The following is a 25,301-nucleotide window of genomic DNA, read 5'->3' as shown; positions in this document are numbered from 1 at the left end:
GTCAGGCCGATTACCGGGACTTAATCGAACGGGAATTCGCGTGCCAGCACGCGGGAAATCACATTCAGGGCACCTTCATCATTGTTGCTCTGAGTCTGGTAGCGAGCCACTGCAGCAACAGCGTCAGCAGCATTGGCCATTGAGAAGCTGAAGCAGGCCTGACGCAGCATCTCAATATCATTTGCACTGTCGCCAATGGCCAGCACTTCACAATCGCTGATCCCCCATTTTTCCTGCAACAACGCAATACCGTGGGCTTTGTGGCAGCCGGGAATAATAAGGTCGATAAAGCCAAAACCGCTGGAAACAGGATGCATGATGTTCTCCAGCTCGCCCAGACTGGCATGCAGTCGTTGCAGCAGCGCCTCCACACCTTCATGCTCCAGCTTCAGCGAGAATTTGAAAATGGTGTCGTCGATGGCATAAAGGTCATCGCGTTTTTCCAGCCGGTGATAGTGGTTTGCCAGCTGTTCCATCACCGCATCAGAGGCGGAAGAATGCATGTAGGCACTTTTGCGTCCGCACACCACCACGGCGATATCGGGTTCATGTGCCAGGATATCGAGGATCTTGTGTACTTTTTCCTGCGCTAACTCGCCACAGAAGATCTCTTCGTTGCAGTCAGAGACCCACGCGCCATTCTCAGCCACGAACGCAATCTCATCTTTGATGTCAGGAAAATAGCGCTGCAGCTGGTAATACTGATTACCACTGGCCACCACAAACCGGATGCCCTTCTGCTTCAGCAGCGCATACTGACGTGCAAAACGCTGAACGTTGTACTGCTTATTATCGTCCAGAAAGGTCCCGTCCATATCCACCGCAATCATCTTAACCGCCATCTCGCCTGCCCCTTTACGTTCGCCGTTCTGTCCTTCCGGCTGATTGATTTGATTCATAAAGCTTACTCGCTGTGTGGATTAATGAGAATGCAAATAGTGACTTTGCTAACGGCTTTCAGAGCGTTCCGGTTCAGAAGTTGTGTTATCACGCACGTTTTTTGTCGTTAAAAGAATGTTAACCTCAGTCGCAAATTACGAATGAAGGTTAATTTAATTACATTCGTAACTCAATCCCTGACATTGAGGAGTCTGAAATGCGTGAAGAATGCCGCTCTACCCCCTTACCTGATGATGTTAAAACGGCTATCCGCCAGATGAAGCAGCAGCTGCGTCAGCAAATCGGCGACGTCGATATCCTTTTCCGGCAGGTGTGCGACAGCATTAACACCGCCATTGCCGAAGCGAAAGCAGAGGAAGCGCGAACCGGCACAGCCTGGCCGGTGGTGCCGATGCAGGACATAACAGAAGGACGGGTTTCGGATGAAACCCGGGCGCTGATTAAACGTCGCGGGTGTGTGGTGATTAAGCAGCATTTCGCGCGAGAGCAGGCACTGGCATGGGATAAGTCGATGCTCGACTATCTGGATCACAACCGCTTTGATGAACATTATCGCGGTCCCGGTGATGACTTCTTTGGCACGCTGGCCGCCTCACGCCCTGAAATTTACCCGATTTACTGGTCAAAGGCGCAGATGGATGCGCGGCAGAGCGCGGCGATGGCTGATGCGCAATCCTTTCTGAACCGGCTATGGACCTTTAATGCCAACGGCAAACAGTGGTTTGATCCTGATATCAGCGTTATCTATCCCGACCGCATCCGTCGCCGTTTGCCCGGCACCACGTCGAAAGGATTAGGTGCCCATACCGACTCCGGCGCACTGGAACGCTGGTTACTGCCCGCCTATCAGCAGGTTTTCAGTACGCTGTTTCACGGTGATTTTGCCGCTTACGATCCCTGGAACGCCGCGCACCGTACCGACGTAGATGAGTATGACCTGCCTGGCACCACCAAATGTTCCGTGTTCCGTACGTTTCAGGGCTGGACCGCCCTTTCCGATATGATCCCCGGTCAGGGCCTGCTGCACGTGGTACCGGTGCCGCAGGCGATGGCCTATGTCCTGCTGCGCCCGCTGCTTTCAGATGTACCTGAAGATGAACTGTGTGGCGTGGCACCGGGCCGGGTGTTGCCCATTAATGAGCAGTGGCATCCGCACCTGATTGCCGGACTCTGTTCGATCCCGGCGCTGGAGGCGGGCGATTCGGTGTGGTGGCACTGCGATGTGATCCACGCCGTTGCGCCGGTCGAAAATCAGCAGGGCTGGGGCAATGTGATGTATATCCCCGCAGCGCCAATGTGTGACAAGAATCGTGCCTATGCCCGGCGGGTTGCGCAGGCGCTTGAGCAGGGACGGTCGCCGGACGATTTTCCGCCGGAAGATTATGAAGCTGAATGGGATCAGCGTTTTAAGCCGGACGATCTGAACCTTAACGGACGCCGCTCACTGGATTTAGCCTGATCCAGACCCCGCGTTCTGCACCGGCGCGGGGTAATCCCTGATACACTACTGTTTTTCTGCGAAACTCGATTATGAACCCGCGACATCATCAGATTATTCAACTCGTTAACAGCCGGGGCAGCGTAACGGTCAGTGAACTGGCGCAGCTTACCGGAGTTTCCGACGTGACAATGCGCCAGGATCTCACGCTGCTGGAACGTGACCGGCTGCTGCGCCGTGTTCACGGCTCGGCGCTGGCGCTGGACAGCGACAACGTCGGCACCCGCATGAACACCCGTTACCCCACCAAGCAGGCGCTGGCACAGCATGCCGCCAGCCTGGTGCAGCCGGGTGAATCCGTGTTCATCGAAGGCGGCAGCACCAATGCGCTGCTGGCGCGTGCGCTGGCTGACCGTGCCGATCTGACGCTGATTACCGTCAGCCACTATATCGCCCAGCTTCTGCGGGAAGCCGCCTGTGATGTGATAGTGCTGGGTGGATTGCTGCAGAAAAGCAGTGAGTCCGTGGTCGGCCCGCTGACCCGTTATTCCATCCAGCAGGTCCATTTTCACAGAGCGTTTGTTGGCGTGGATGGCTGGCACCCGGAGACCGGCTTTACCGGCCGCAACATGCTGCGCTGTGATGTGGTGGATGCGGTGCTGGCGAAGGGCGCTGAAAGCTATGCCCTGACCGATGCCTCGAAATTCGGGCAGGTTCACCCCTATCCGCTCTCATGCGGTTATCAGGTGGGTAATGTCATTACCGATGAGACACTCGATGCAGCCACGGTCGCGCTGCTCAGGGAACAGGCCATTGAGGTGATACAGGTCGCGGCAGTTTAAGCAGACCGGGGCCCCGGCCTGACGGAATCGCGCAGCATCAGGCTCGCCGTAAAAGGTGCCTGGGTGTGCCAGTCACCGCCATCCAGCATCGTCAGCAGGCGGTTAATCGTCTCATCGATCATCTCAGTCACCGGCGGTTTCATGCTGGATAACGACGGCGTGATATAGGGTGCCAGCGGGATGTCATCGAAGCCTATCACCGACACCTGATCGGGCACCGTAATCCCGCATTCGGTCAGGCGCTTAATGGCACCAATCGCCATCTCATCATTACTCGCCACCAGCGCAGTAAATGACACGTTCCGCTCCCGCAGCGTATCCACGGCGGCCATCCCGCTCTGCGCCGTCCATTTCCCCGCCACCACATGGCGGTCGTCAGCTTTCAGACCCTGTGCGGTCAGGGCAGCGTGATAGCCGGAAAGGCGTTCGACGCCGGTCGGGGAGTCCAGTGAACCGGTGATAAAGGCGATATCGCGATGCCCCTGATTCAGCAGATGGCTGACAGCTGTCGCACTGCTGGCGTGCTGATCGCTGTAAATGCAGTAGCTGTGGTTGATGCGCAACCGCCGGTTGATGACCAGTATCGGCTGTTTGTGGCGGGAGATAATCGCGTCCAGCGCGTCAATACTCAGGAAACGCGGGTAGATAATGATGCCATCACAGCGCAGGTCGAGCAGAAACTGAATCGCCGCTTCTTCCTGTTCAGCGGTGTGCTTGCCGTCCGCCAGAATCAGCTGACGACCCTGCTGCTCCATCATGCGTGCGGAATGGGCCATTAATTCAGTGAAGTAGCTTCCGGTATAGAGCGTATTGGTGATCACCAGTCCGATAGTCTGAGACGTTTTGGTCGCCAGGTTACGCGCCAGCAGATTGGGCCGGTATCCGGTTTCAGCAATCGCCTTTAACACCCTTTCACGTTTCTCCTGCCCGACATAGCCATTGCCGGAGAGCACGCGTGACACTGTCGCTTTTGAGACGCCCGCTCTGTTTGCCACTTCCTGAATCGTTGCCATCGTGATGCTCCTTTGCTGCGTCGTTCTGCAGTCTACCTAAGCCTCTCAATATTGGAAATATTTACCCCCCGTCTGCGCACGACGTTGCCTGGCGCGTTCAAGTGATATAGCTCACAAAACGGCAATTTGCCTGATTTTTACGCTTGTCGGCGTTCTGAAAGCACTTCATGATTTTGTGAAACCGGTTTCCTATTTGCCTGTCATCAGGCGCTAAAAACATAAAAACTTTAACCGACTTACCCTACAGAGAAGAGCGATCATGCCCATGAACTATGCCGAGGTGTCACGCGCCATCGTCGATGCGCTAGGCGGCCTGACAAATATCGAAGCCGTAACCCACTGCATGACCCGCCTGCGGTTTGTGGTGAAAGATGAAACGCAGGTCGACTATCCCCGTCTTAAAGCCATCCGGGGCGTCATGGGCGTGGTACACAACGACACCCAGTGCCAGGTGATCATTGGTAACAACGTTTCGCACGCCTACCAGGCGGTGCTGGAACTGGGTTCACCCGGCACAGCATCGGCTGTCCCGGTGAAACGCAGAATCACCCTAAGGGGCATTGGCGCAGGCATTCTGGATGCGCTGGTGGGCACCATGTCACCCCTGATCCCGGCAATTATTGGCGGGTCGATGGTTAAGCTGCTGGCGATGATCCTTGATATGGCGGGCGTGTTTGAAAAAGGCTCGTCAACGCTGGTGATCCTTAACGTGATAGGTGATGGTGCTTTTTTCTTCCTGCCGATCATGGTGGCGGCCTCTGCGGCGCTGAAATTCAAAACCAACATGTCGCTGGCAATCGCCATTGCCGGGATACTGGTTCACCCCAATTTTATTGAGCTGATGGCAAAAGCGGCGCAGGGTCAGCCGGTGGAGTTCGCTTTCATCCCGGTCACTGCGGTGAAATATACCTACACGGTGATCCCGGCGCTGGTGATGACGTGGATCCTGTCCCACATTGAGCGCGGCGTGGATCGCATCACCCCCGCCGTGACGAAAAACTTCCTGAAACCGATGCTGATTGTGCTGATTGCGGCGCCGATAGCGATTGTGCTGATTGGCCCGATTGGCATCTGGATCGGCAGCGGCATCTCCGCGCTGGTCTACACGGTACATGGCTATCTTGGCTGGCTTTCCGTTGCGATTATGGGTGCCATCTGGCCGCTGCTGGTGATGACCGGGATGCACCGGGTGTTTACGCCGACCATCATCCAGACCATCGCCGAAACCGGCAAAGAAGGCATGGTGATGCCGTCAGAGATTGGTGCCAATCTCTCGCTGGGAGGATCCTCGCTGGCCGTGGCGTTCCGCACCAAAAATCGTGAACTGCGCCAGACTGCGCTGGCAGCGGCGGCATCAGCCATCATTGCGGGCATTTCAGAACCGGCGCTGTATGGTGTGGCGGTTCGTTTAAAACGGCCACTCATTGCCTGTCTCATCAGCGGTTTTATCTGTGGCGCAGTCGCGGGTATTGGCGGGCTGGCCAGCCACTCGATGGCCTCTCCCGGCCTGTTTACCAGCGTACAGTTTTTTGATCCCACCAATCCCATGAGTATCGTCTGGGTGGGCGCCGTCATGGTGTTGTCAGTGGTGCTGTCATTTGTGCTGACGCTGCTGTTAGGGTTTGACGATATTCCTGAAACGGAACCCGAGCCCGAAACCCGAAACAGCGCGCAACCTGCGCCTGTTAATGAACGCGCTAACGCCATCAATAGCCACTAAAGGAAAGGGTCACGCTGACCCGGAATAAGAGGATTGCATGTCTGATTCAAGGTTTCCGCAAGGATTTTTATGGGGCGGCGCGCTGGCCGCCAACCAGAGTGAAGGCGGTTTTCGTGAGGGCGGAAAGGGCTTAACCACCGTCGATATGATCCCGCATGGCCCGCACCGTATGCCGGTCAAACTGGGTCTGGAAAAGCGTTTTACCCTGCGTGACGATGAATTCTATCCCAGCCATGAGGCTATCGATTTCTATCACCGCTATCCGGAAGATATTGCACTGATGGCCGAGATGGGGTTCAGCGTGTTCCGCACCTCTATCGCCTGGAGCCGTCTTTATCCCAACGGCGATGAACTGACGCCTGATCCCGACGGCATCGCCTTTTACCGTGCGGTGTTTGAGACGTGCCGGCAATACAACATCGAACCACTGGTTACGCTCTGCCATTTTGATGTGCCCATGCATCTGGTGACCGAATATGGCTCATGGCGCAATCGCAAAATGGTCGACTTCTTTGCCCGATATGCCCGCACCTGTTTTGAGGCGTTTGATGGTCTGGTGAAATACTGGCTGACCTTCAATGAGATCAATATCCTGCTGCACAGCCCCTTTTCCGGTGCCGGCCTGGTGTTCGAACCGGGTGAGAATCAGGACCAGGTCAAGTATCAGGCGGCGCATCACGAACTGGTTGCCAGCGCACTGGTCACCCGAATCGCGCATGAAGTGAACCCGGCAAACCAGGTCGGCTGCATGCTGGCAGGCGGCAACTTCTATCCGTGGTCGAGTAAACCGGAAGATGTCTGGGCAGCGCTGGAGAAGGATCGCGAAAACCTGTTCTTCATTGATGTGCAGGCACGTGGTGCTTATCCGGCTTACGCCGCACGCGTGTTCCGTGAAAAAGGGGTAACGCTTGAGATCGCTGACGGCGATGCCGACATCCTGAAAAACAGCGTCGATTTTGTCTCATTCAGTTATTACGCCTCCCGCTGCGCTTCAGCAGAGATGAACGAGCAGAACAGCAGCGCTGCCAATGTGGTGAAATCCCTGACCAACCCCCATGTGCCGCGCAGTGAGTGGGGCTGGGGCATTGATCCGCTGGGCTTACGCATCACCATGAATATGATGTATGACCGCTACCAGAAGCCACTTTTTCTGGTGGAGAATGGACTGGGCGCACGCGATGAAATCACTGCGAATGGCGAGATCAATGACGACTACCGCATCAGCTATCTGCGTGAACATATTCGCGCAATGGGCGATGCCATCGAAGATGGTGTCCCTGTGATGGGTTACACCAGCTGGGGCTGTATCGATCTGGTTGCTGCCTCAACGGGTGAAATGAGCAAGCGCTACGGGTTTGTCTATGTTGACCGTGACGACCTGGGGAATGGCACGCTGACGCGCACGCGGAAAAAATCTTTCTGGTGGTACAAGAAAGTGATTGCCAGTAACGGTGCGGACCTTGAGTGACAACGTCACTTAAAAGGCGTGCCGTAACGCGCTGCTGCGTGGCAGCCAGGCAGGTGCAGGCGGTTAACGCATGCGTTGTGCTCCGGCAGTAATTATCGTATAACCAATGTCTCCGAGGGGTGTCCTGTAATGGGCTGAGATGGCGCAAGCCGAACCCTTTGAACCTGATCTGGGTCATGCCAGCGAAGGGACGGGTCGGCAGATTTTCTGTCTCATATCCTGCACTATCCCCTGTTCCAGACCGTATGCCCGGATCTCCCTTTAACTGGAGATCCCATGTCACATCCCCTTTTCGAGACCGGCTTTTATGGTCGTCTGCGCCAGCAGGCGGGCACGCAATGGCACGCTTATGTTGCGCACGATTTTGTACAGCAGCTTGGTCAGGGCACACTGCCTCCCGCCGCTTTTCACCACTACCTCATTCAGGACGCGCTGTTCCTGCTGCACTTCGCCCGTGCCTTGGGTTTGCTGATCAGTAAACTCTCTGATCCCGCCGCCCTGCGAAGTGCGACAGCATCGCTTAACGCCATTATCAGCGAGCTGCCGCTGCATCAGGCTTACTGCCAGCAATGGGGTATCAGTGAGACGGCGATGGCAAGCGAACCCGAGGCAGTGGAAACGCTCAATTACACCCGCTATGTGCTGGACGTGGGTCACACCGGCGATGCACTGGAGCTGATGGCGGCGCTGATGCCCTGCGTGGCCGGTTATGCGGAAATCGGCCTGACGCTGCTGAACGATCCCGCGACCCGTTTTGAGGGAAATCCTTACGCTGCATGGATAGAGAATTACGGCGATGAAACCTATCTGGCCGGTGTTCGCGCCTCAATTGCGCTGTTTGAAACCCTGGCCGGGCAGCGTGCCGGTGAACAGCGTATTCATGCACTGGCAGAGATTTTTACTACCGCGACCCGGCTGGAAGCGGCGTTCTGGCAGATGGGTCTCAATCATGCCGACAATCTGCGGGTCGGCTTATGAGTCTGTCAGTCGATGCCGTCCCGCCGGGTATTTCCGTTCGTCAGCTCTGCCTGACAGTGGGTCAGCAGCCTCTTTTCAGCCAGCTGGATCTGGAGATTGTGGGCGGCGCATTTACTGCTTTACTCGGTGCCAGCGGCGTGGGGAAAAGCAGCCTGATGCGGGTCATTGCCGGTCTGACGCCACCTGTTTCCGGGGAAATTAGCGGGAGCGACGGCCTGCCGCTGGCCGGGCGTATCGCCTGGATGGGGCAGCAGGATTTGCTTTATCCCTGGCTGACGGTGGAACAGAACGTCTGCCTCGCCAGTCGTCTGAGGGGTGAGAAAGCTAATCGCGAGCGGGCGCAGTATCTGCTGGCGCGGGTGGGCCTGAGCCACTGTGCCCATGCCCGGCCTGCAACGCTTTCCGGGGGAATGCGGCAGCGCGCCGCGCTGGCGCGGACCCTCTATACCCGTCAGCCCATCGTGCTGATGGATGAGCCGTTTTCCGCACTGGATGCGCTGACCCGGACTCAGATCCAGACACTGGCCGCAGAAATGCTGGTCGGGCATACCGTACTGTTGATCACGCATGACGCCGCGGAAGCCTGTCGGCTCGGTCATCACCTGCTGATCATGGGGTCAGCGGGCATTGAAACCTGCCCGCCACCGCAGGGCCAGCCCCCGCGTGCAGCAGAGGACGTCAATGTCATCCAGCGTCAGGCCGCCCTGCTGAAACAGCTGAGAAGGATAGCCGGATGAGAAGACGTTTCGCCGCTCTTCGACGAGGAGTCATGCTTTCTGCCGGGTTGATCGCGCTATGGTGGCTCGCCACGCTCACTTCCATTCCGGCCTTTCTGCTGCCCTCGCCCGCGACGGTCGCGACCGCGCTGTGGAACAACGCCGCCTGGCTCAGCCATCACAGTCTGATAACCCTGACCGAAATCCTCAGCGGCATGGCGCTCGGTGTGCTGCTGGGTAGCGTGCTGGCGCTGGGTATGACTTTTTCGCCCTGGTTGCAGCGCTGGATGATGCCGCTGGTGATCACCAGCCAGGCGATTCCGGTCTTTGCCCTGGCACCGCTGCTGGTGCTCTGGTTTGGCTTTGGCATGAGCGCCAAAGTCGCGATGGCGGTACTGGTGATCTTTTTCCCGGTGACGTCCGCTTTTTATGATGGCCTGCGCCGCGTGCCTTCCGGCTATCTCGATCTGGCGCGCACGCTTGGCGCTTCACATGCAGCGCAACTGCGTCACGTCCGGCTGTTAGCCGCACTGCCTGCCCTGGGCTCGGGCTTGCGGATGGCAGCGGCCGTCGCGCCGATTGGCGCAATCATCGGTGAATGGGTGGGATCGGCTGAAGGACTGGGCTATGTGATGCTGAATGCCAATGCCCGGATGCAGAGCGATCTCTGTTTCGCTGCCCTGTTTATTCTGGTGCTGATGACGCTGACGCTGTGGCTCATCATTGACCTCCTGCTTCGACGCCTGATTACCTGGGCTCCCGAGACACCTTAATGACCCCACTCATGAGAAACCCTATGACTAAACTCCCGCTGTTTACCCTGCTGTTCAGTGCAACCTTAGCCACACAGGCTCAGGCGATGGAAAAACTGACGCTGGTGCTCGACTGGTATATCAATTCCGACCACGCACCCATTATGGTGGCTCAGCAGACCGGCGCGTTTGCGGCAGAGGGTCTGGAGGTCAGCATTGTGCCGCCTTCTGATCCGGCGCTGCCGCCGCGTCTGGTGGCCGCTAAACAGGCGGACTTAGCGATAACGTATCAGCCACAACTGCATTTCTTCGCCGATCAGGGCTTACCGCTGATGCGGGTGGGCACGCTGATAAGCAGTCCGCTCAATACGCTGATGACGCTGGACAAAACGGTAAAAAAACCCGCGGATTTAAAAGGAAAGCGCATCGGCTATTCAGTCAGCGGCATTGAAGAAGCGACGCTGGCGACCATGCTGAACCATGACGGCGTAAAGGCCGATCAGGTGAAACTGGTTAACGTCAACTTTCAGCTTACCAGCGCCCTGCTGACCGGACAGGTTGATGCCGTGATTGGCGGCTATCGCAATATAGAAGCCCTGGAGATGCGGCTTGCAGGTAAAGCGCCGGTGGTGTTTAACGTTGAGGATTATGGTGTGCCCGCCTATGACGAGCTGATCATTGTTGCCCATCGTGATGAGGCACACTCGGAAAAAATCAAAAAGTTTTTGCGGGCGCTGAAGAAGGGAAATGCGCAGTTACAGGCACATCCTGAAGAGAGCTGGCAGGCATTTTCACAGGAGCATCCGGAGCTGAACACGCCGCTCAATCATCAGGCATGGAAGGCTACTCTGCCGCTGTTCGCCGCCGATCCGGCAAAACTGGATCGCGCACGCTATCAGGCGTATGAGCAGTTTCTGTTTGATAACAGGCTGATTAAAAGCATCACCCCGGTTGAGCGCTACGCCATCGGCAGTGAGTGATTACGCGCGCCCGCAGCCCTCGCTGCGGGCAGATTGACTAGCGTGTCTTCTGATAAAGCCAGTGTTCGATGTCGCTGGCGGGCAGCGGTTTAGAGAAGAAGTAACCCTGAATCTGATCGCAACCGTACGTTTTCAGCAGTCCCAGCGTGGCTTCGGCCTCCACACCCTCGGCCAGCACGGTGTAGTTCAGCTCTTTAAGCATCTGGATAATGCACCTGACAATGATTTTCGATGCGTCGTCATTGCCCATACGCGAGATCAGCGACCGGTCGATTTTAATCACATCCAGCGGGATATCCTGCAGATAGCTGATGTTGCTGTAGCCGGTGCCGAAATCATCCAGCGAAATCACGAACCCCTGCGATTTCAGCGCTTCCAGTCCTTTGATCGCCACATCGCTTTTGGTGATCAGTTCGTTCTCCAGACACTCAATCCCCATAATTGAGTGGGGCAACCCGGCTGTCGCTAATTTCGCCACCAGCTTGTCGGCAAAATCGGGTCTGCTGAAGTCGCGTTCGCTGACGTTGATCGAAACCGGAATTAAATCATACTCGCGATTCCAGCGCGCCAGCTGCTCAACGGTGTGATCGATAACCCAGTTGGTCAGATCGGAGATCAGGTTAGTTTTACCTGCTAACGGAATAAAATCTGAGGGGAAAAGCTCACCCCGCTCAGGATGATTCCAGCGGATCAGCGCTTCCAGTCCGACCGTTTTACCGGTTTTCAGACACACCTTGGGCTGCCACGCCAGATAGAGCTCTTCATCTTTATTCAGCGCCTGAGCCAGATCGTTCATGATCATAAAGTCATCGGTACGCCGTGAGTCGTAACTCTCCTCAAACGACATCGCACTGATGTTCTCATCAATCGCTTCATGCAGCGCGCTTACGGCCTGGCGCACCGTTTCGTTGGCATCCATCTGTCCCGGTACAAACTCGGTGTCGCCGGTATAAACATCCAGATCGAGGGTAATATTTTCCGCCAGATCGGCCCGCATCCCGTTGAAGAGATCGATCATGTTTTGGGCTGAATAACGGCCTGAATAAGGCTGAATGATGGCGAAACGGCCAGGGGCAAACGAGTAGAGTGCCTCGTTCTCCTGCAGATTCAGCCGGTGCGCAACATCCTGCGCCATCTGCCTGAGCAATTTCTCCATCGGCGCAATGCCCACCGCGCGGGAAAGCTCATAAGCCCGGATAATGTCGAGGCAGTCGATAAGAATCAGGCGAAAACGGCTGTGGGGTGCGGTAAGGGTCAGTTGCTGCAAATCCCGGATCAGGCGTGGGCGGTTCGGCAGATGCGTTATAACGTCGGCAAAACCCGCGTTGTTCCAGGCATCCAGAAAAGAAGTGACCAGCGTGGCCAGTGAGCGAAGCGTTGCAAGTTTCTCATCCGTAAAGGGATGCGGCTGCGTATCGGTAACGCAAAGTGTACCCAGCATCGCGCCGTCAAGGCTCTGTAGCGCCACGCCTGCGTAGAAACGAATATGCGGGTCGCCTTTCACAAACGGATGCGTAACAAAGCGATCATCCAGTAAGGTGTCAAACACCACCAGGTGACCCTCACCGTCGATAACGTGTCGGCAAAGGGAATCATCACGCGTCGATTGTTTGAGATCGAAGTTACGTGACGCTTTTATGTATTGATTATGATCGTCAATAATCGAAATGAAGCTGCCTGAAATACCCAGCACCTGACTGGCGAGATGCACAAATCTTTCCAGCACTTTATCCCGGGTTTCATCCGGCGATAAAAGTGCCTTGATCGCACTCAGACGTTTTACGTCGCTGCCATTTTGCTCGTTATGCACTGAAACCTCTCCTATGCAGGCGCAAAAATCGAAAATAATTTCGCTTAAGAATGCTCAATTAGCGCCCAATTATCAGATAAATAGCGGCTCAATCTGACAGTACTTTCACAGCGAAACAGTGTCGCACGATATCTGATCGCTGTCGAAATCATTTAACGCTCTTAGTTCATACGTGCAACCTTTGGCGACTCCGTTCTGAAGCCCAGACCGATCAGGCGACCCAGCACAAAACGCAGAAACGGCAGGCGACGGATAATGGCCGGAACCTTACTGCTGCCCGTGGGTTTTCTTCTGGCTTTGTTTCGGCTCATCTTAATCTGGAGAAACTGCGTGGCGACAGTGGGGAACTGACGGCGCTTCTGCACTTTTTCCAGATCGCGTAGCTGCAGTTCACCGCTTTTCAGGGGATCGGTCAGGAGATTCGCTGTTGCCACCGCATCCTGAATCGCCAGATTGACGCCAACCCCGCCGATGGGCGACATGGCATGTGCGGCATCACCAATGCAGAGCACGCCGGGTTTTGCCCACTTATCAAGACGGTCGATACGTATCGACAGCAGTCTGAATGCCGCCCAGCTACTGATTTCCGTCATGCGCGTCGGCTCAAAAGGCGACACCGCCGCCACTTCTGCTTTAAACGCGTCGAGTCCGGCGGCCTGCTTAGCCTCAAACTCCCCTTTCGGAATGGTCAGCCCGCACTGCCAGTAGTCTCCACGGTCGATGACAATGAAGTTCTGCCGCGGCCCTTTATGGCCCATGCCCAGTTCGGGATCCTGCGGCTGCTTACTTAAGCGGAACCAGATGACATCGCGCGCTGCGCCAAATTCCTGTCCGGTCAGACCGGCCGCTTCGCGCACGCGTGAATGACGACCGTCGGCACCGACCACCAGCTTACAGCGGATATGCAGCTGCTGATGACCGCACGAGGCCGTTACGCCGCTGACCGTGCCATTTTCATAACGGAGCGATTCAAAGGCGGTCGATTGCAGCAGGCTGAAACCCGGATAGCGGACACTCTGCTCTGCCATATAGTTCAGGAAATCCCATTGCGGCATGAAAGCAATAAAACGACACTGCACGGGCAGACGCGAGAAGTCTGCCATCGTAATGCTTTGTCCGGCAATTTCGGCCTCCAGCTTTTCGGCACGCTGATGGGGCAGCGTCAGGAAGGACGCCAGCAGTCCGAGCTGATGCATAATTTCCAGCGTAGAGGGGTGGATGGTGTCACCGCGAAAATCGTGAAGAAAATCAGCGTGCTTCTCAAGCACGACAACGCGCAGGCCCGCGCGGGCAAACAGATAGCCCAGCATCAACCCGGCCGGGCCACCGCCGACTATACAGCAGTCAGCGGTAAGAATTTCAGTGGAATGTGGCTGCATGTCAGCTCCCTGTCGCGCCAGTATTGCTATGATTATTGCGTCAACCGTGGCGACGTTGCCGCAGTCGCTCGATGGTGCGGTGATGAGGCGAGTCACGCAATGCGATTAAACCCAACGGAAAACTGCCGAAGAGCCTTGTGCTCAGCAGTCAGGAGATCATTATGAACGTGATCCGCAACACGCTGTTTATTCTGTCGCTGTTAAGCCCTCTTCTGGCAGCCGCTGCGCCCTATGACACGCTGAAATTTGCGCTACGTCAGCAGCAGATAACCAACGATTTGCGTCAGAAGTGTCAGTTACCGCCAGCCCTTTCCGATGAAAAACTGCGGCAGGCGTTTCTGCACGATAAGCAAAACCTGAATCAGAATCAGACAACGCTGACCGCTGCGGTTCAGGCGCTGAAAAATCAGGATAATCCAGCCTACCGCGAACGCATGGCGCAAGTGGTTTGTCCACCGCAGACCGATTAAGCTTTTCCCGGCTGAAAATGATTCTGCCGTTTGTTTTCACCTTATCACTCAGTAAACTGGCACGCTGGTCTGGTTGAACAAGAATGTCTCTCAATGAATGAAGAATCACCGCAGCCGGTTTATGTGCCCCGCTCCCTCGCGGCGCGCAGCCGGATGTTTCGCGCCCTGCTCCATCGTGACAAAACGCCGCTGGCGATGCTGTTTTGCGCAGCGCTGGTCGGTACGCTGGTCGGCCTGGCGGGCGTGGCGTTTGCCCGCGCCGTTGAAGCAATCCAGCAATGGCGCGCCGACACGCTCATCCCCGCGCAGTTTCATGGCGGGATGCTCTACGCTGCCGCCTTTGCCATTTCGGCTCTGCTGGCAATGATCGGCTATTTTCTCGTCAGGCGTTTTGCGCCCGAAGCGGGAGGGTCCGGCATCCCTGAAATTGAAGGGGCGCTGGAAGAGCTGAGACCGGTGCGCTGGTGGCGCGTGATTCCGGTAAAGTTTTTTGGCGGCATGGGCACCCTGGGTGCCGGGATGGTGCTGGGCCGTGAAGGCCCGACGGTGCAGCTGGGCGGGAACATTGGTCGCATGGTGATTGATATTCTGGGGATGCGCAGCAACGAAGCGCGTCATACGCTGCTGGCGACGGGCGCTGCGGCTGGTCTGGCAGCGGCGTTTAATGCCCCGCTGGCGGGCATCCTGTTTATCATCGAGGAGATGCGACCGCAGTTCCGCTATAACCTGATTTCGATTAAAGCGGTGTTTACCGGTGTGATCATGGCAAGCATCGTGTTTCGCTGTTTCAACGGCGAACAGGCGGTGATCTCGGTAGGCAAACTGGCTGATGCGCCAGTGCAGACGCTGTGGATGTATCTGTTACTGGGTATGATCATCGGTATGGTCGGCGTGCTGTTTAACCGCCTGATATTTATTACGCAGGATCTCTTTGCACAATTTTATGCCGGTAAAACGGCACGTGTTGTGCTGGCGGGTGCGTTGCTGGGCGGCGGCTGCGGTATTCTGGCGCTGCTATTCGCACCGGGCGCAGGCGGTGGCTCAGAATTGATCCCCCAGGCGGTTCATGGCGTCTTCCCGTTCACCCTGCTGCTGCTCATCTTTATGGTCAGGCTGGTCACGACCCTGCTCTGTTTTGGCTCGGGTGCGCCAGGCGGTATTTTTGCGCCGATGCTGGCACTGGGAACGCTGCTCGGAACAGCTTTTGGGGTGGCGATGACGGACCTGTTTCCGTTGTATCATCTGGACGCAGGGACTTTTGCTATTGCAGGGATGGGCGCACTGTTTGCGGCTTCCGTCAGGGCACCGCTTACCGGGATCGTGCTGGTGCTGGAGATGACCGATAACTATCAGCTGATATTGCCGATGATTATTACCTGTCTGGGCGCTACGCTGCTGGCGCAGTTTTTGGGGGGGAAACCACTCTACTCTTCAATACTGGCCCGCACGCTGGCGCGTCAGGCCGAAGCGACCCGCCCCTAGCGGCGGGTCGTCGTGTCAGTCACTTATCATCAAAATAGTCAGCAGGCATCTGCCCCGGTGCCTGATTGATCACTTCATCATTATCCGGCCCTTCGTTTTTCATGTAAGTCACTTTGGCAAACTCAGGAATGATCACATAAGGATAGGCCGGGCCTTCATCGCGGAAGCGGTGCATGTCTTCAATGAAGTCATTCTGATAGCAGATGGTTTTCTCCGGGTGCTGACCTTCTCCGGCGATCCACTGCGGGAAGAAAATTGTCCCGTGAAGCAGGGTGCGATTCAGATCAAACAGCAGGCTGACGCAGGTGCCGGTGGGTTCATGCCAGTCAACTTTATAGATGCCGGGCGCAAACTGCACCGCGTGCATTTTCTGATTCGTCACCCAGCGACCGCCCACCAGCCCCTGATGAATGCGGTAATCGCAGGTCGTTTCATTACGCGCGTACCACTCATATTTCCAGCCATTATCATAGGTATAAACGAAATGTGTGCCAACGAACTGAGAGAGATCGCTGGAGATATCTTCCGGAGAGTCTGTAGACATTTTAACCTCTGTTAAATAGCGCCTGAGACAGGTGCCGATGGACTTAATAAAAGCTAAAGCGTAATCAATCGGTGAATATTGACTATGGCGCAGATTATTAATTTTGCCATAAGCGACCCGGCAGACTGTCGGTGACCCCGGAAGATATCGCGGCCAGCTCTCACTCTGCCTGACTTTTTATCAGCGCATAGCGGTTCAGCAACTGGGAAAACTGCATATCGATTTGCGCCAGCTGAGCGGCTCTTCCCGATGCCGCGTTTTCTGACTGTCCCAGCAGATAAAGCTGCTCTTCGAGGGGAACGGAACGGCTGAAATTTTGCGTAATCGTAAACACCATCGACTTCAGTTCTGAGCCGGTGAGGTAGCTGCCTTTGCGCTCATCAAGCTTATTCAGGCGGTGTGTCAGCGCCTGCAATCCTTCCATGCCCTGATGCCAGCCAGCTAATGACTCTGTGGGTAGCGCATTGCCCGTAATGTAGTGCTGCCACTGGCGTTTTAACGCGTCTGCTTCGTCAGGCTCAGCGCTGGCAGCGAGCACAAAGCCATACTCCTGTCGCCATAATGGCGAAAGCTGCGCCAGCGTGGTCAGCGCATGGGCATCAGCGATGACCGGCACAGGGCTGACCGGCTCCGGGTCGATTTTTTGCCTGCTCCATAGGCCGATCGCGCCCACAACCAGCATGGTCAGCATACCTGCGACGAAAGGTTGCCACGCCTGCCGGGGCGGTGAAATGGGTGATATCTCCTTATTCACTGGCACCTGATGCGTATTCGGCGGCGTTGATCCAGGCTTCACGACCGGTTCAGCGGCACCGCTGCGGCTGGTGGCTGGCTGACTTCTTGCGGCAGTAATACGCGGTGCCCGTTTTGCGACGCCGTTTGCATCGCCGACGCTGGCGGGGAGAGTCTCATCGGAATTAACCGTGACCGTTGCAGGCTCCGCTGCCATTTGGGCACCCCGGTCTTCCGCAGGGATAACGCTGGCAGACGGGTCACGCTGACTGGCGTACTGATTTTCAAGCCGGGTGGCTGCATTGTGCATAAACAGAGACAGCTCACCTATCTGACTAATATTTTTCAGCTCCAGACGCTGCAGGAGATCACGCACAGTGTTCAGATATGTCTCGGCCTGATAGATCAGAGGCAGCTGCGCATAATCAAGCGTCAGCGTACGCAGTACGGCCTGGAGCCGCTGACTCAGCCCGGCAAGGATTTCAATCCGGGCATGGGCTGGCCGAGGCCACAATGTTCCCCACTGCTGGGTTATCAGCATCTCCAGCGGTGCCAGTCCCTCGTTCAGACCCGCCATACCAGCCAGTCGGGTTCGCGCCAGCGTGTACCAGCACAGCGTCTGCAGTTCCAGGCCGTTGCTATGAAACAGCGAAAGACTCAATTGCTCCACGCGTTCCCAGTCTACATCCGGACGCGCCGGATGAGACAGCTTCGCCAGTTCATCGCGCAGTGCAGCATAATCCGGCAAGCCACGCGGATCGCTGCCGGTTTTAAAGGTTTTCGGGGTGTTCACTAAAGGAAAGCTCCTGAAGATCCCTTTCTGAGAAACAGGAAAGGTAACGGCGGGTATCATCGGTTTGAACACGCGCTTTGCGGCTCAGTTTCGCTGATTGCGACCCAGCACGAGGTCTGCTGGCTCTGTTTTGTATTGCGCAAACAGCCGGGGTGATGCGATGGCTCAGATTTGTTGATTACCCAGGAAATGTTGCTGTCTCAGGTGACGCAACAAAACACGCCCCTCTGGCATAAACTCGGTGCCGTAGCGTACCAGCCCGAGGCCTTTCAGTTCGGCATCAATGGCGTAACGCAACTCGCCCGGCTGGGTCTGTTCAAGCAGCACCACCTTGATCGTCTTCAGGCGTGGCTCATACTTGAGCAGCACCTCAGAAAGCGTGTTCATTAACTGGTGTGCCGTTCCCGGCATCCCCTGCAGAATTTTGGTCATATCCGGCAGACCAAAGTCGGGCAGATGCGCAAGCGTACCCGCCCGACAGTTGAGGATGCGCTGCATATTATCCAGCACCGAAAGGATCACCTGATTCGCGTCGCTGACCTGCTGCAGATCGAGCCCCCCGGTGAAGTTACCGTAAAGCATCTCGTATAAAGAAACCGCATTATGTTCCTGTGGCATCACGGCTCCTTAACGGGTTGCAGCATCAACTGACTGGCACCGGCTTCGATAATGCGCGGTTTGTCGGGATCGAGATCGTTACGCTCAAGCACCCATTTCCAGCGGTCATTTACACTGTCCGGATGACGGAAAAGACCCACGATGGCAACGAAGTTTGTCTCAGGCTCCATTGGCATATCCAGACTCGCGGCACCACCGGGTTTCAGCACCACATCCCGGCTGGCCAGCAGATCAGGGCTAAGAATGGTGTCCCCCTCTTTCACTAACTGCTGATAGACGGATTGATCAAAGGCTTTGCGATCCTTCAGCTGATAAATCCTTATCACCACCGACTCTGACAGGGAATTATTTTCGCGGGCATCGGTGTTCAGCGTTTCACGTGCGGTGAAATCGAGATGCAGGGTTTTGATCTTTTTGTAAAACACAGCAGTGAATGCTGATTTGGTGCCATCGGTGACGGTCTGCTTCAGGCCACATCCCGTCAGGCTAATCGCCAGCGGCAGCAGCAGCCAGCTTCTGTTTTTAATCGAACTTATACGTAACACGTTGGTTTCCTTGTTGTGGAACGGCAGGCTGCAGGCCGGTGTAATAACCCAGCTCAGTGGTGTAATACGACGGGAGATCGGGCAGACTCTCCTCACTGTCAGCGCCCAGTACACCGTTCATGCCCAGCCAGAAAGCCCCTTCCCCTAATGGCGGCGCAATTAGCAGAGGGGTGCTGAGCGTCAGGGTAATCCGGGCTTTGAAACGCCACCCCAGATAGACCCGCAGCATGATCAAAAAATCTTTCCAGAGCAGACCATCAGGCTTCCAGCCCTGCGCTTCCTGCTCATCCTCAGTCATCAGCGCAATCAGTAACTGGCTGTTCGCATCCATCGCTTCCTCACCCAGCGGTGAATTGCCGTCGAGCAGGAAATCATCCTCGCCGTAAAAACCTAATGGCTGACTGATCTCAACCGGGCGCAGACAATAGGGACTGACCTGAACGCGGGTTTCCGGTGCCAGCAGGGTCACCAGCGCCTGGATGCCCTCCTGCGTTTTTCCTGGCTGACGTAAAATCCCGAGCAGCGCCAGAAACCGCGAAACCGGCGTGGCAATATGGTTCGCGGTGCCGGGAATACCCAGTCCTGCCAGCCCTAACAGTGACTGCGAAACCGTGTCTGTGCCGCCCGGCTCAAAGGTGGCGGGATAAGAGTATTTGCGCCAGATACGATAAAACTGCGTCAGGATGCGGTGGCTGAAGATATCCAGAAAGCTCTGCAGCGCCTCGTGTCCCTCACGGCGCTGCGTAATATCATCCAGGTAAGTTGTTGGCAGCGGAGAATCCACGCCGTACAGCCCCATGAAGGTGGTGCGGATGACCGGGGGTTTGCTTTCATCCTCTTCATCATATTCAACGTTTTTCAGCTCAGTGGCGGGAAACCCCATCCCCGGATGCGGGCTGAAGCGAACCGGGTCATCGGAAGGATGGCTGGTCGATCCTATCAGCGGCTTATCGGGCTGGCCTTTCTCAAGCAGCTGGCAAAACCGGTAAAAATTCATTCTGTGAAGGTCGGCTTCCAGCCGTGGCGTCAGCCGGGAATGCGGCGATTGTGTTTCTCTTGCCATTCCAGGCGCTCTCCGGTGGGTTGCAGGGTGATAACGAGACGGTTAAACAGGTAGATATCGGTATAAAGTGCAAAAAAGCGGCTCAGCATTTCACCAAACAGGCAGATGTCTCCCCGCCCGGCAAAGCCGTGACTATCCAGCGTGACGTCGATCAGGACGCCGCGCACCAGATAGCCCTGCTCAAAACGCTCAGTCTCACTGTGTTTCACCTCTGTGATGGCTTCGAGACGACGACGATTCATCTCGCTGTGCGTCCACTCATAGAGCGCCAGCGTGCCGCGCAGCACATCGGCGTTGTCCATCATTGAAAGAAAACTGCTGCCGAGATGGCTCAGTATGCGCCAGTGAAAACGGTCCTGGGCCGGGGGATAACACGGCAGCGTTGGCGCACAGAGATTACGCACCGCGATGCTGGCCGAGGTGGTTTTCATCACCGTATCCAGCACAGTGCTTTGCAGTGCCCGCCGGGGGAGCTGACCATGCGTACCGGTGAGCGTCAGCGACAGGCTTTCATCTGCCGGTAGCGTGTGATTGTCAAAGGCCTCACCGCCGAGGATAAGCCAGGTGTTATGCAGCCCGGACGGACCCCGACGAACGCGGGTGTGGTAGTAATATTCCGGTGCCTGGTGACGCATCATGCCGCCTTTGTGGCGAAAGCTGGAAAACGGCACATAGGTATGCTGACTGGATGAAATGACCGAATCCACCGCATAGATTCCGTATGGCCATCCTGCACGCGCATCGGACGAAGCATATACTCGGTCTGCAGTGAGTTGAGCGTGAGGGGATCGGACTCCAGCGGAAAAAGGTTGATCACCGGGACGCAGTTCAGACGCAGGTGCTTTTCCGTGAAGCTGAAGTCATGTTCCCAGCGCTCAGTAAGTGTTACGTCGATTTCAAACCAGCGAAGTCCGGCCGGAAAATTCACGCTTTCCAGACCGCGCAGGGCGGTGAACATGAATTTTTCACGAAAGGTAAAGTACTCCAGCAGCAACTGATAACCGCTGAAACTGCTGGTGCCGGTTGGCCAGAGCGTGTCATCTTCGCCAAACCCCTGGGCGGTAAAATGCCCTGCCAGCGGTCTTGCGTCTGTATCACCTGGCATTCTCAGGCACATCCGCGCCACATTCATGGTAAAGGCTTCATGCATTGCACAGGCCAGCGGCGCATCAGCATTGAAGTAAAGCGAAACCGAACTGAGATCGATACGATCCCAGTCGGCAAGATCGCTGCAGTCAAACCGCAACGTGACAAGCGATCGCCCTTCAGAATCGGTGGTAAGACGGACGTTCTCCAGCGACAGTGGCTGAAGGTTGATCGCTTTGGTGGTGGTATAACGGCAGCGTGTTCCCTTCTCGCCAATCGGGCGGGAATGCACCTCAAAGCCTTTCGCGATGCGCATCGGCTCTTTCATTTCGCGCCAGTCCGGCGTGAATTCGACCACCGACATCGACGGAATAGTTCGCAGATAATGCGGCCATAGCAGGCTGACCAGTCCTTCGGTCAGTTCGGGTAAGTCATCATCCAGCTTTTCACGCAGCCGCCCCATCAGGAAAGCAAAACCCTCAAACAGGCGTTCTACATAGGGGTCACGTGCGCCCGCTTTATCAAGGTTGAGCATGGCTGCCTGCTCCGGATGAGCGCGGGCAAACTCTTCACCCGCTTCCAGCAGGTAACGCATTTCGGCGTCATAATAACGCAGGGTTAAATCATCCATAAATTATCATCTTTCTGGTGGGTATATTAGCTGCACAACACCGCAGCACGCGCCGGATCCAGAGCAATAAGCCCGGAAAGCAGAGATTCCATCTCTGGCTGCAGACGGGATTTGTCCGCCTCGCTTCGCCCTGCTTTACCGCGCAGCAGTTTTAACCGGCGTGCCCTGACTTCGAACATCAGTTCCGGCACCCACTGCTCAAGCGTGAGTTTTCCGGCACTGCTATCCAGTTCACCCAGCAGATGAAGCGCCATCTCGTTTTTACCGCACTGCTCGCTGACCCGCGCCATCAGCAGGCGCTTCAGCCATTGATCGCGTGAGGAGGTGTAACCCGGCTGAATCTGCAACCAGCTCAGCGCGGCCTCCATCCCTTCGCTGTCAGCGCGGGAGAGGACCTCAGGTTCCAGCGTCAGCACGTCATCCGCGCCGATCCCTGTGGCTCTGACCGGTTCATCTTTCCATCCCTGCAGATCGTCCAGCACGCTTTCGTTAATCCATTGCAGCGTCACTTCATCGGCAAAGGGCGTGCCATCGTTGAACGTCAGGACTTCCAGTCCGGGGAGGCGCGCCAGTAACCCTTTCAGGTCACGGCAGAGGATGTCTGCGCAAGCGGTATCCGCATCCAGTTTTATCAGCGCCTGCCAGGCGTACCACTGCACATCCAGCCACAGATGATTCACTCCCTGCTCCAGCAGCGTATCGGTATGTTCCAGCAGCTCAGACCAGCTTTTTTGCAGCCAGAGGCGTTTCAGATGCGCTTTGTTGTCAGGTTTTGGCGGGGTCAGTCGGGTGCGCCCGGCCGCATCCAGCGGAGGAAGTTCTGTCAGCGTGTCCCAGCGAACACTTTTCAACAGATGATGCCCCGCCAGCCAGCCACCGGGCTGATCCCGCAGGTATTTGGCCAGCACTTTCGCCTGATCGAGCAGGTCACGCCCGGAGGTGACGGTGCTCATCACCGGGGCTTCTGAGGCGGTTGAGACCACAGCACCACTCTCTTCACGGCTGGTCTGCGGCACCAGACTGTTCGCCCCACCACTCTGCACCAGCCGGTTATCCAGCGCCTGATACAAACCGGTTAATTCGGGTCGTGCCGCCTCGTCGAAGGTCAGAAAAGTCTGTTCAGCAAGCACCAGCGCAGCGGTAATTCGCTGCATGACCGCCATGTCCACTTCAGGATAAAGTAAGAGGCTATCCGTCACGCGACTGCTGCCCAGCCACTCCAGGGCAGACTTCCGGCTGCGCTCGCGATGTGGGTGCAACGCGGCACCATATCGGTCCAGCATCGCTGCCAGCAGCTCAATCCCCTGAGCAAATCCGGCTTCGCCCTCCTGATGCAGACGTGCCCAGGCGTAAAAAGTCAGCACGCGCAGATCTTTGCAGGTGGTTTTCAGCAGCTTTTCTGCCAGCTGGCAGATTAATGCGGTGTCGATTCCGGAGAGCTTGTTGACCTCTTCGCGGATACGCTGAAAATCATCGTCATATCCCGGATCGTCTCCCGCCCCCTGGTTGCTGCCGAGAGGAGCCAGCCAGCTATGCCACTCCGCACTGCGCATACGTGCTTCAGCCAGTGCGCTCTTCTCATCTGCCCCGCAGGCGTTAAGAATGTTTTGTAATGCGGCCATTATTCTGTTCCCTTCATGGCAAAGTTATCGGTAATGGTTAATGCCTGTGCAGCCGCAGAGGCATCCACGCTAAAGATTTGATCCGGCAAAGTGAAATTCCGTAATGCCAGCAGTGCCAGCGGGCCTTTGCCCAACTGGGATCGCAGTACCCACTGTAGCGTGAGACCATCCGGGGCGGTGAAGCTCATCATCCACTGGCTGCGGTCAAGCTGCCTGCAGAAGACTCTGGAAGGTTTCGCAGCGGTTCGCACTGCCTGTCAGGCCAAATGACAACATCGGCTGTCGACATTTTCTCCACGGCTTTCCAGCTCTCGCCATCCGAGAGTATTTGTTTAAGCAACGTTCGCTTCAGGGCATCAATTAGCCGCAACAGCCCCCAGTTAATTCTGTCTTCTCCATGTTTCGCCGGTGCCGTCGCCATCAAGCAGCTCAGCGCTTTTATCCGTCAGCCCGCCAGCGTGACCCTGACCGATGGTGGCCCGGAACAGACGGGCAATATTGGTCGGATGAAGAATGGCCGGTTCGCCTTTGCGCTTTTTTTCACGGGCCACGAATAAATCGTTGTTCAGGTTATTTCCTGTGCCATCAAAAAACAGGCTGATATGCAGGGTTTTACAGCAGGGCGGTGCCACACGCCGTTCCGAGGCCAGGCAGAGTTCCTGCCGGTATGCCCGCTCCTGACTCTCCTGTTTTGCAAGATTGTCGCCTGTCAGTGAAACCTGAAGGGGCAGGCGGCCCTGCGCCGGGAACGCTGGCGGGTAACACAATCCATTAGTGGTTATTTCGGACATACTTTCGGCTCCGCCATCTTAATCGGGTCTTTTATCGGATACCCTGGACGACCGTAATTTGCGCAACTGGTGGTCACTCTCACCTGGTCACAGGGCAGAAAATGTACCGTGATGCCACAGGTATCCTGCCCGGTATAGTCCGGTACCGGCACAACGATGCTGTGATTACGATTATTCACACTCATTTTCTTTTCCCATACCAGATACCTCGCCGTATCTGCAAATCCAGGAAATCCCTTTGTCGATGCTTCTCCGCTCTCCCAGTCCACTCTTACCATCATCCCCGGCCGCCACTTTGCGGGCACGCCATAGCAGCAGCCACCGCCACCGCCCTGGAACGGCCCGATAACATCAATGCCCGACTGACCATCAACACTGAAGTGGTTAATTGCCCACTTCGTGTGGTTGAAGGCCTCAATGGTGCCACCACCGCCGCTCCAGGCCGTCGCTGAAGACTGGCTGCAGCCCGCCAGCAGCAGGGCACAGGCTGCAATGAGATAATGATTAATCATCATTTTGCATTCCTTTGTTTAATGGACGGATTTCGTACACTTTGCTTAGCCATAATCGCGCGGGCAACTGTGGCTGGGCTGTTTTCAGAGAGGTCAAACAGACGTGATAACCACCAGACCGGTGATTATTTCGGACAGACTTTCGGCTCCGCCATCTTAATCGGGTCTTTAATTGGATAACCCGGACGACCGTAATTTGCGCAACTGGTGGTCACTTTCACCTGGTCACAGGGCAGGAAATGTACCGTGATGCCGCAGGTATCCTGATCGGTATAGTCCGGTACTGGCACAACGATGCTGTGTTGTTTTTTCTGAGCGTTTATTTTTTTCCTCCATGCCAGATATTTATCCCAATTTTCATATCCCGAGAAATCCATCGCATATCCTAAGCCGGTTTCCCAGTCCACTCTTACCAT

General features: G+C 56.1%; 22 protein-coding genes, 3 pseudogenes and 1 riboswitch. Of the genes and pseudogenes, 10 read left to right on the top strand and 15 right to left on the bottom strand.

Annotated elements, in window-relative coordinates:
* Nucleotides 1–20 precede the first annotated feature (20 nt).
* The gene (locus N5J69_RS05985) at nucleotides 21–842 is read right to left on the bottom strand and encodes a Cof-type HAD-IIB family hydrolase (RefSeq protein WP_279769424.1); all 822 of its coding nucleotides are present in this window, start codon (nucleotides 840–842) and stop codon (nucleotides 21–23) included.
* Between the two features lie 254 nt (nucleotides 843–1,096).
* On the opposite strand from N5J69_RS05985, the gene N5J69_RS05980 reads away from it, so the two are divergent.
* Together N5J69_RS05980 and N5J69_RS05975 are read left to right on the top strand one after the other, a co-directional pair.
* Nucleotides 1,097–2,359: a DUF1479 domain-containing protein gene (locus N5J69_RS05980; protein WP_279768777.1), complete on the top strand. Its 1,263-nt coding sequence runs from the start codon at nucleotides 1,097–1,099 to the stop codon at nucleotides 2,357–2,359.
* A 71-nt stretch (nucleotides 2,360–2,430) separates the two neighbouring features.
* Complete coding sequence (locus N5J69_RS05975) at nucleotides 2,431–3,180, top strand: DNA-binding transcriptional regulator YciT (RefSeq protein WP_279768775.1); 750 nt, start codon at nucleotides 2,431–2,433, stop codon at nucleotides 3,178–3,180.
* Here N5J69_RS05975 and N5J69_RS05970 read toward each other — a convergent pair.
* Nucleotides 3,177–4,193: a LacI family DNA-binding transcriptional regulator gene (locus N5J69_RS05970; protein ID WP_279768773.1), complete on the bottom strand. Its 1,017-nt coding sequence runs from the start codon at nucleotides 4,191–4,193 to the stop codon at nucleotides 3,177–3,179. The two genes, N5J69_RS05975 and N5J69_RS05970, sit on opposite strands and share 4 nt — an antisense overlap.
* Nucleotides 4,194–4,452: 259 nt before the next feature.
* On the opposite strand from N5J69_RS05970, the gene ascF reads away from it, so the two are divergent.
* The 6 genes from ascF (at nucleotide 4,453) to N5J69_RS05940 (ending at nucleotide 10,807) form a co-directional block, all read left to right on the top strand.
* Nucleotides 4,453–5,913 (top strand): PTS cellobiose/arbutin/salicin transporter subunit IIBC, encoded by a 1,461-nt coding sequence (ascF, locus tag N5J69_RS05965; RefSeq protein WP_279768767.1) that lies wholly within the window; start codon nucleotides 4,453–4,455, stop codon nucleotides 5,911–5,913.
* 37 nt (nucleotides 5,914–5,950) lie between these two features.
* Nucleotides 5,951–7,381 carry a 6-phospho-beta-glucosidase gene (locus N5J69_RS05960; RefSeq protein WP_279768765.1) on the top strand — a complete coding sequence of 477 codons (1,431 nt, stop codon included), beginning with the start codon at nucleotides 5,951–5,953 and terminating at the stop codon, nucleotides 7,379–7,381.
* 105 nt (nucleotides 7,382–7,486) lie between these two features.
* Nucleotides 7,487–7,589, top strand: a riboswitch (TPP riboswitch).
* A gap of 68 nt (nucleotides 7,590–7,657) precedes the next feature.
* On the top strand, nucleotides 7,658–8,359 hold the full coding sequence (gene tenA, locus N5J69_RS05955) for a thiaminase II (RefSeq protein ID WP_279768763.1): 702 nt from the start codon (nucleotides 7,658–7,660) through the stop codon (nucleotides 8,357–8,359).
* Nucleotides 8,356–9,096, top strand: a complete 741-nt coding sequence (locus N5J69_RS05950; RefSeq protein WP_279768762.1) for an ABC transporter ATP-binding protein — start codon at nucleotides 8,356–8,358, stop codon at nucleotides 9,094–9,096. Before tenA ends, N5J69_RS05950 begins: the two co-directional genes overlap by 4 nt.
* The gene (locus N5J69_RS05945; RefSeq protein WP_279768761.1) at nucleotides 9,093–9,848 is read left to right on the top strand and encodes an ABC transporter permease; all 756 of its coding nucleotides are present in this window, start codon (nucleotides 9,093–9,095) and stop codon (nucleotides 9,846–9,848) included. The genes N5J69_RS05950 and N5J69_RS05945 overlap by 4 nt, the downstream gene beginning before the upstream one ends.
* A 23-nt stretch (nucleotides 9,849–9,871) precedes the next feature.
* Complete coding sequence (locus N5J69_RS05940; protein ID WP_279768760.1) at nucleotides 9,872–10,807, top strand: ABC transporter substrate-binding protein; 936 nt, start codon at nucleotides 9,872–9,874, stop codon at nucleotides 10,805–10,807.
* 37 nt (nucleotides 10,808–10,844) lie between these two features.
* Here the strand turns inward: N5J69_RS05940 and N5J69_RS05935 are convergent, their stop codons facing one another.
* Complete coding sequence (locus tag N5J69_RS05935; RefSeq protein ID WP_279768759.1) at nucleotides 10,845–12,617, bottom strand: sensor domain-containing phosphodiesterase; 1,773 nt, start codon at nucleotides 12,615–12,617, stop codon at nucleotides 10,845–10,847.
* A 161-nt stretch (nucleotides 12,618–12,778) separates the two neighbouring features.
* Nucleotides 12,779–13,996, bottom strand: a complete 1,218-nt coding sequence (locus tag N5J69_RS05930; RefSeq protein WP_279768758.1) for an FAD-dependent oxidoreductase — start codon at nucleotides 13,994–13,996, stop codon at nucleotides 12,779–12,781.
* A gap of 161 nt (nucleotides 13,997–14,157) precedes the next feature.
* Here N5J69_RS05930 and N5J69_RS05925 point away from each other — a divergent pair, with 161 nt between their 5' ends.
* Complete coding sequence (locus tag N5J69_RS05925; protein WP_279768757.1) at nucleotides 14,158–14,466, top strand: YicS family protein; 309 nt, start codon at nucleotides 14,158–14,160, stop codon at nucleotides 14,464–14,466.
* Nucleotides 14,467–14,559: 93 nt separating this feature from the next.
* Nucleotides 14,560–15,948 carry a H(+)/Cl(-) exchange transporter ClcA gene (gene clcA, locus N5J69_RS05920; protein WP_279768756.1) on the top strand — a complete coding sequence of 463 codons (1,389 nt, stop codon included), beginning with the start codon at nucleotides 14,560–14,562 and terminating at the stop codon, nucleotides 15,946–15,948.
* Between the two features lie 19 nt (nucleotides 15,949–15,967).
* On the opposite strand, the gene N5J69_RS05915 is transcribed toward clcA, so the two are convergent.
* From N5J69_RS05915 to N5J69_RS05865, 11 genes and pseudogenes are all read right to left on the bottom strand, one after another.
* The gene (locus N5J69_RS05915) at nucleotides 15,968–16,492 is read right to left on the bottom strand and encodes a phenolic acid decarboxylase (protein ID WP_279768755.1); all 525 of its coding nucleotides are present in this window, start codon (nucleotides 16,490–16,492) and stop codon (nucleotides 15,968–15,970) included.
* A gap of 160 nt (nucleotides 16,493–16,652) precedes the next feature.
* Nucleotides 16,653–18,017: a VasL domain-containing protein gene (locus N5J69_RS05910; RefSeq protein ID WP_279768754.1), complete on the bottom strand. Its 1,365-nt coding sequence runs from the start codon at nucleotides 18,015–18,017 to the stop codon at nucleotides 16,653–16,655.
* A gap of 165 nt (nucleotides 18,018–18,182) precedes the next feature.
* A complete protein-coding gene (gene tssE, locus N5J69_RS05905; protein ID WP_279768753.1) occupies nucleotides 18,183–18,635 on the bottom strand; it encodes a type VI secretion system baseplate subunit TssE in 453 nt (150 codons plus the stop codon).
* Nucleotides 18,635–19,180 carry a type VI secretion system lipoprotein TssJ gene (gene tssJ, locus N5J69_RS05900; RefSeq protein ID WP_279768751.1) on the bottom strand — a complete coding sequence of 182 codons (546 nt, stop codon included), beginning with the start codon at nucleotides 19,178–19,180 and terminating at the stop codon, nucleotides 18,635–18,637. The genes tssE and tssJ overlap by 1 nt, the downstream gene beginning before the upstream one ends.
* The gene (tssG, locus tag N5J69_RS05895) at nucleotides 19,158–20,243 is read right to left on the bottom strand and encodes a type VI secretion system baseplate subunit TssG (protein ID WP_279768749.1); all 1,086 of its coding nucleotides are present in this window, start codon (nucleotides 20,241–20,243) and stop codon (nucleotides 19,158–19,160) included. The genes tssJ and tssG overlap by 23 nt, the downstream gene beginning before the upstream one ends.
* Nucleotides 20,207–21,924, bottom strand: a pseudogene (tssF, locus tag N5J69_RS05890) (type VI secretion system baseplate subunit TssF). The gene tssG and the pseudogene tssF overlap by 37 nt, the downstream one beginning before the upstream one ends.
* 62 nt (nucleotides 21,925–21,986) lie before the next feature.
* The gene (tssA, locus tag N5J69_RS05885; protein WP_279768747.1) at nucleotides 21,987–23,582 is read right to left on the bottom strand and encodes a type VI secretion system protein TssA; all 1,596 of its coding nucleotides are present in this window, start codon (nucleotides 23,580–23,582) and stop codon (nucleotides 21,987–21,989) included.
* Nucleotides 23,582–23,797, bottom strand: a pseudogene (locus N5J69_RS05880) (hypothetical protein); the annotation flags it as partial. The gene tssA and the pseudogene N5J69_RS05880, both read right to left, overlap by 1 nt.
* A pseudogene (locus N5J69_RS05875) lies at nucleotides 23,796–24,373 on the bottom strand (DUF2235 domain-containing protein); the annotation flags it as partial. The pseudogenes N5J69_RS05875 and N5J69_RS05880, both read right to left, overlap by 2 nt.
* Nucleotides 24,361–24,888, bottom strand: coding sequence for a DUF3304 domain-containing protein (locus N5J69_RS05870; RefSeq protein ID WP_279768744.1), 528 nt, complete (start codon nucleotides 24,886–24,888; stop codon nucleotides 24,361–24,363). The gene N5J69_RS05870 and the pseudogene N5J69_RS05875, both read right to left, overlap by 13 nt.
* Nucleotides 24,889–25,010: 122 nt before the next feature.
* Nucleotides 25,011–25,301, bottom strand: a 291-nt coding sequence (locus N5J69_RS05865) for a DUF3304 domain-containing protein (protein ID WP_279768742.1), incomplete at its 5' end; no start/stop codon positions are given.

This window comes from Pantoea sp. GD03673 (genome assembly GCF_029844725.1).
Lineage (GTDB): Bacteria > Pseudomonadota > Gammaproteobacteria > Enterobacterales > Enterobacteriaceae > Pantoea.
This window is presented reverse-complemented; position numbering and strand designations above follow the sequence as displayed.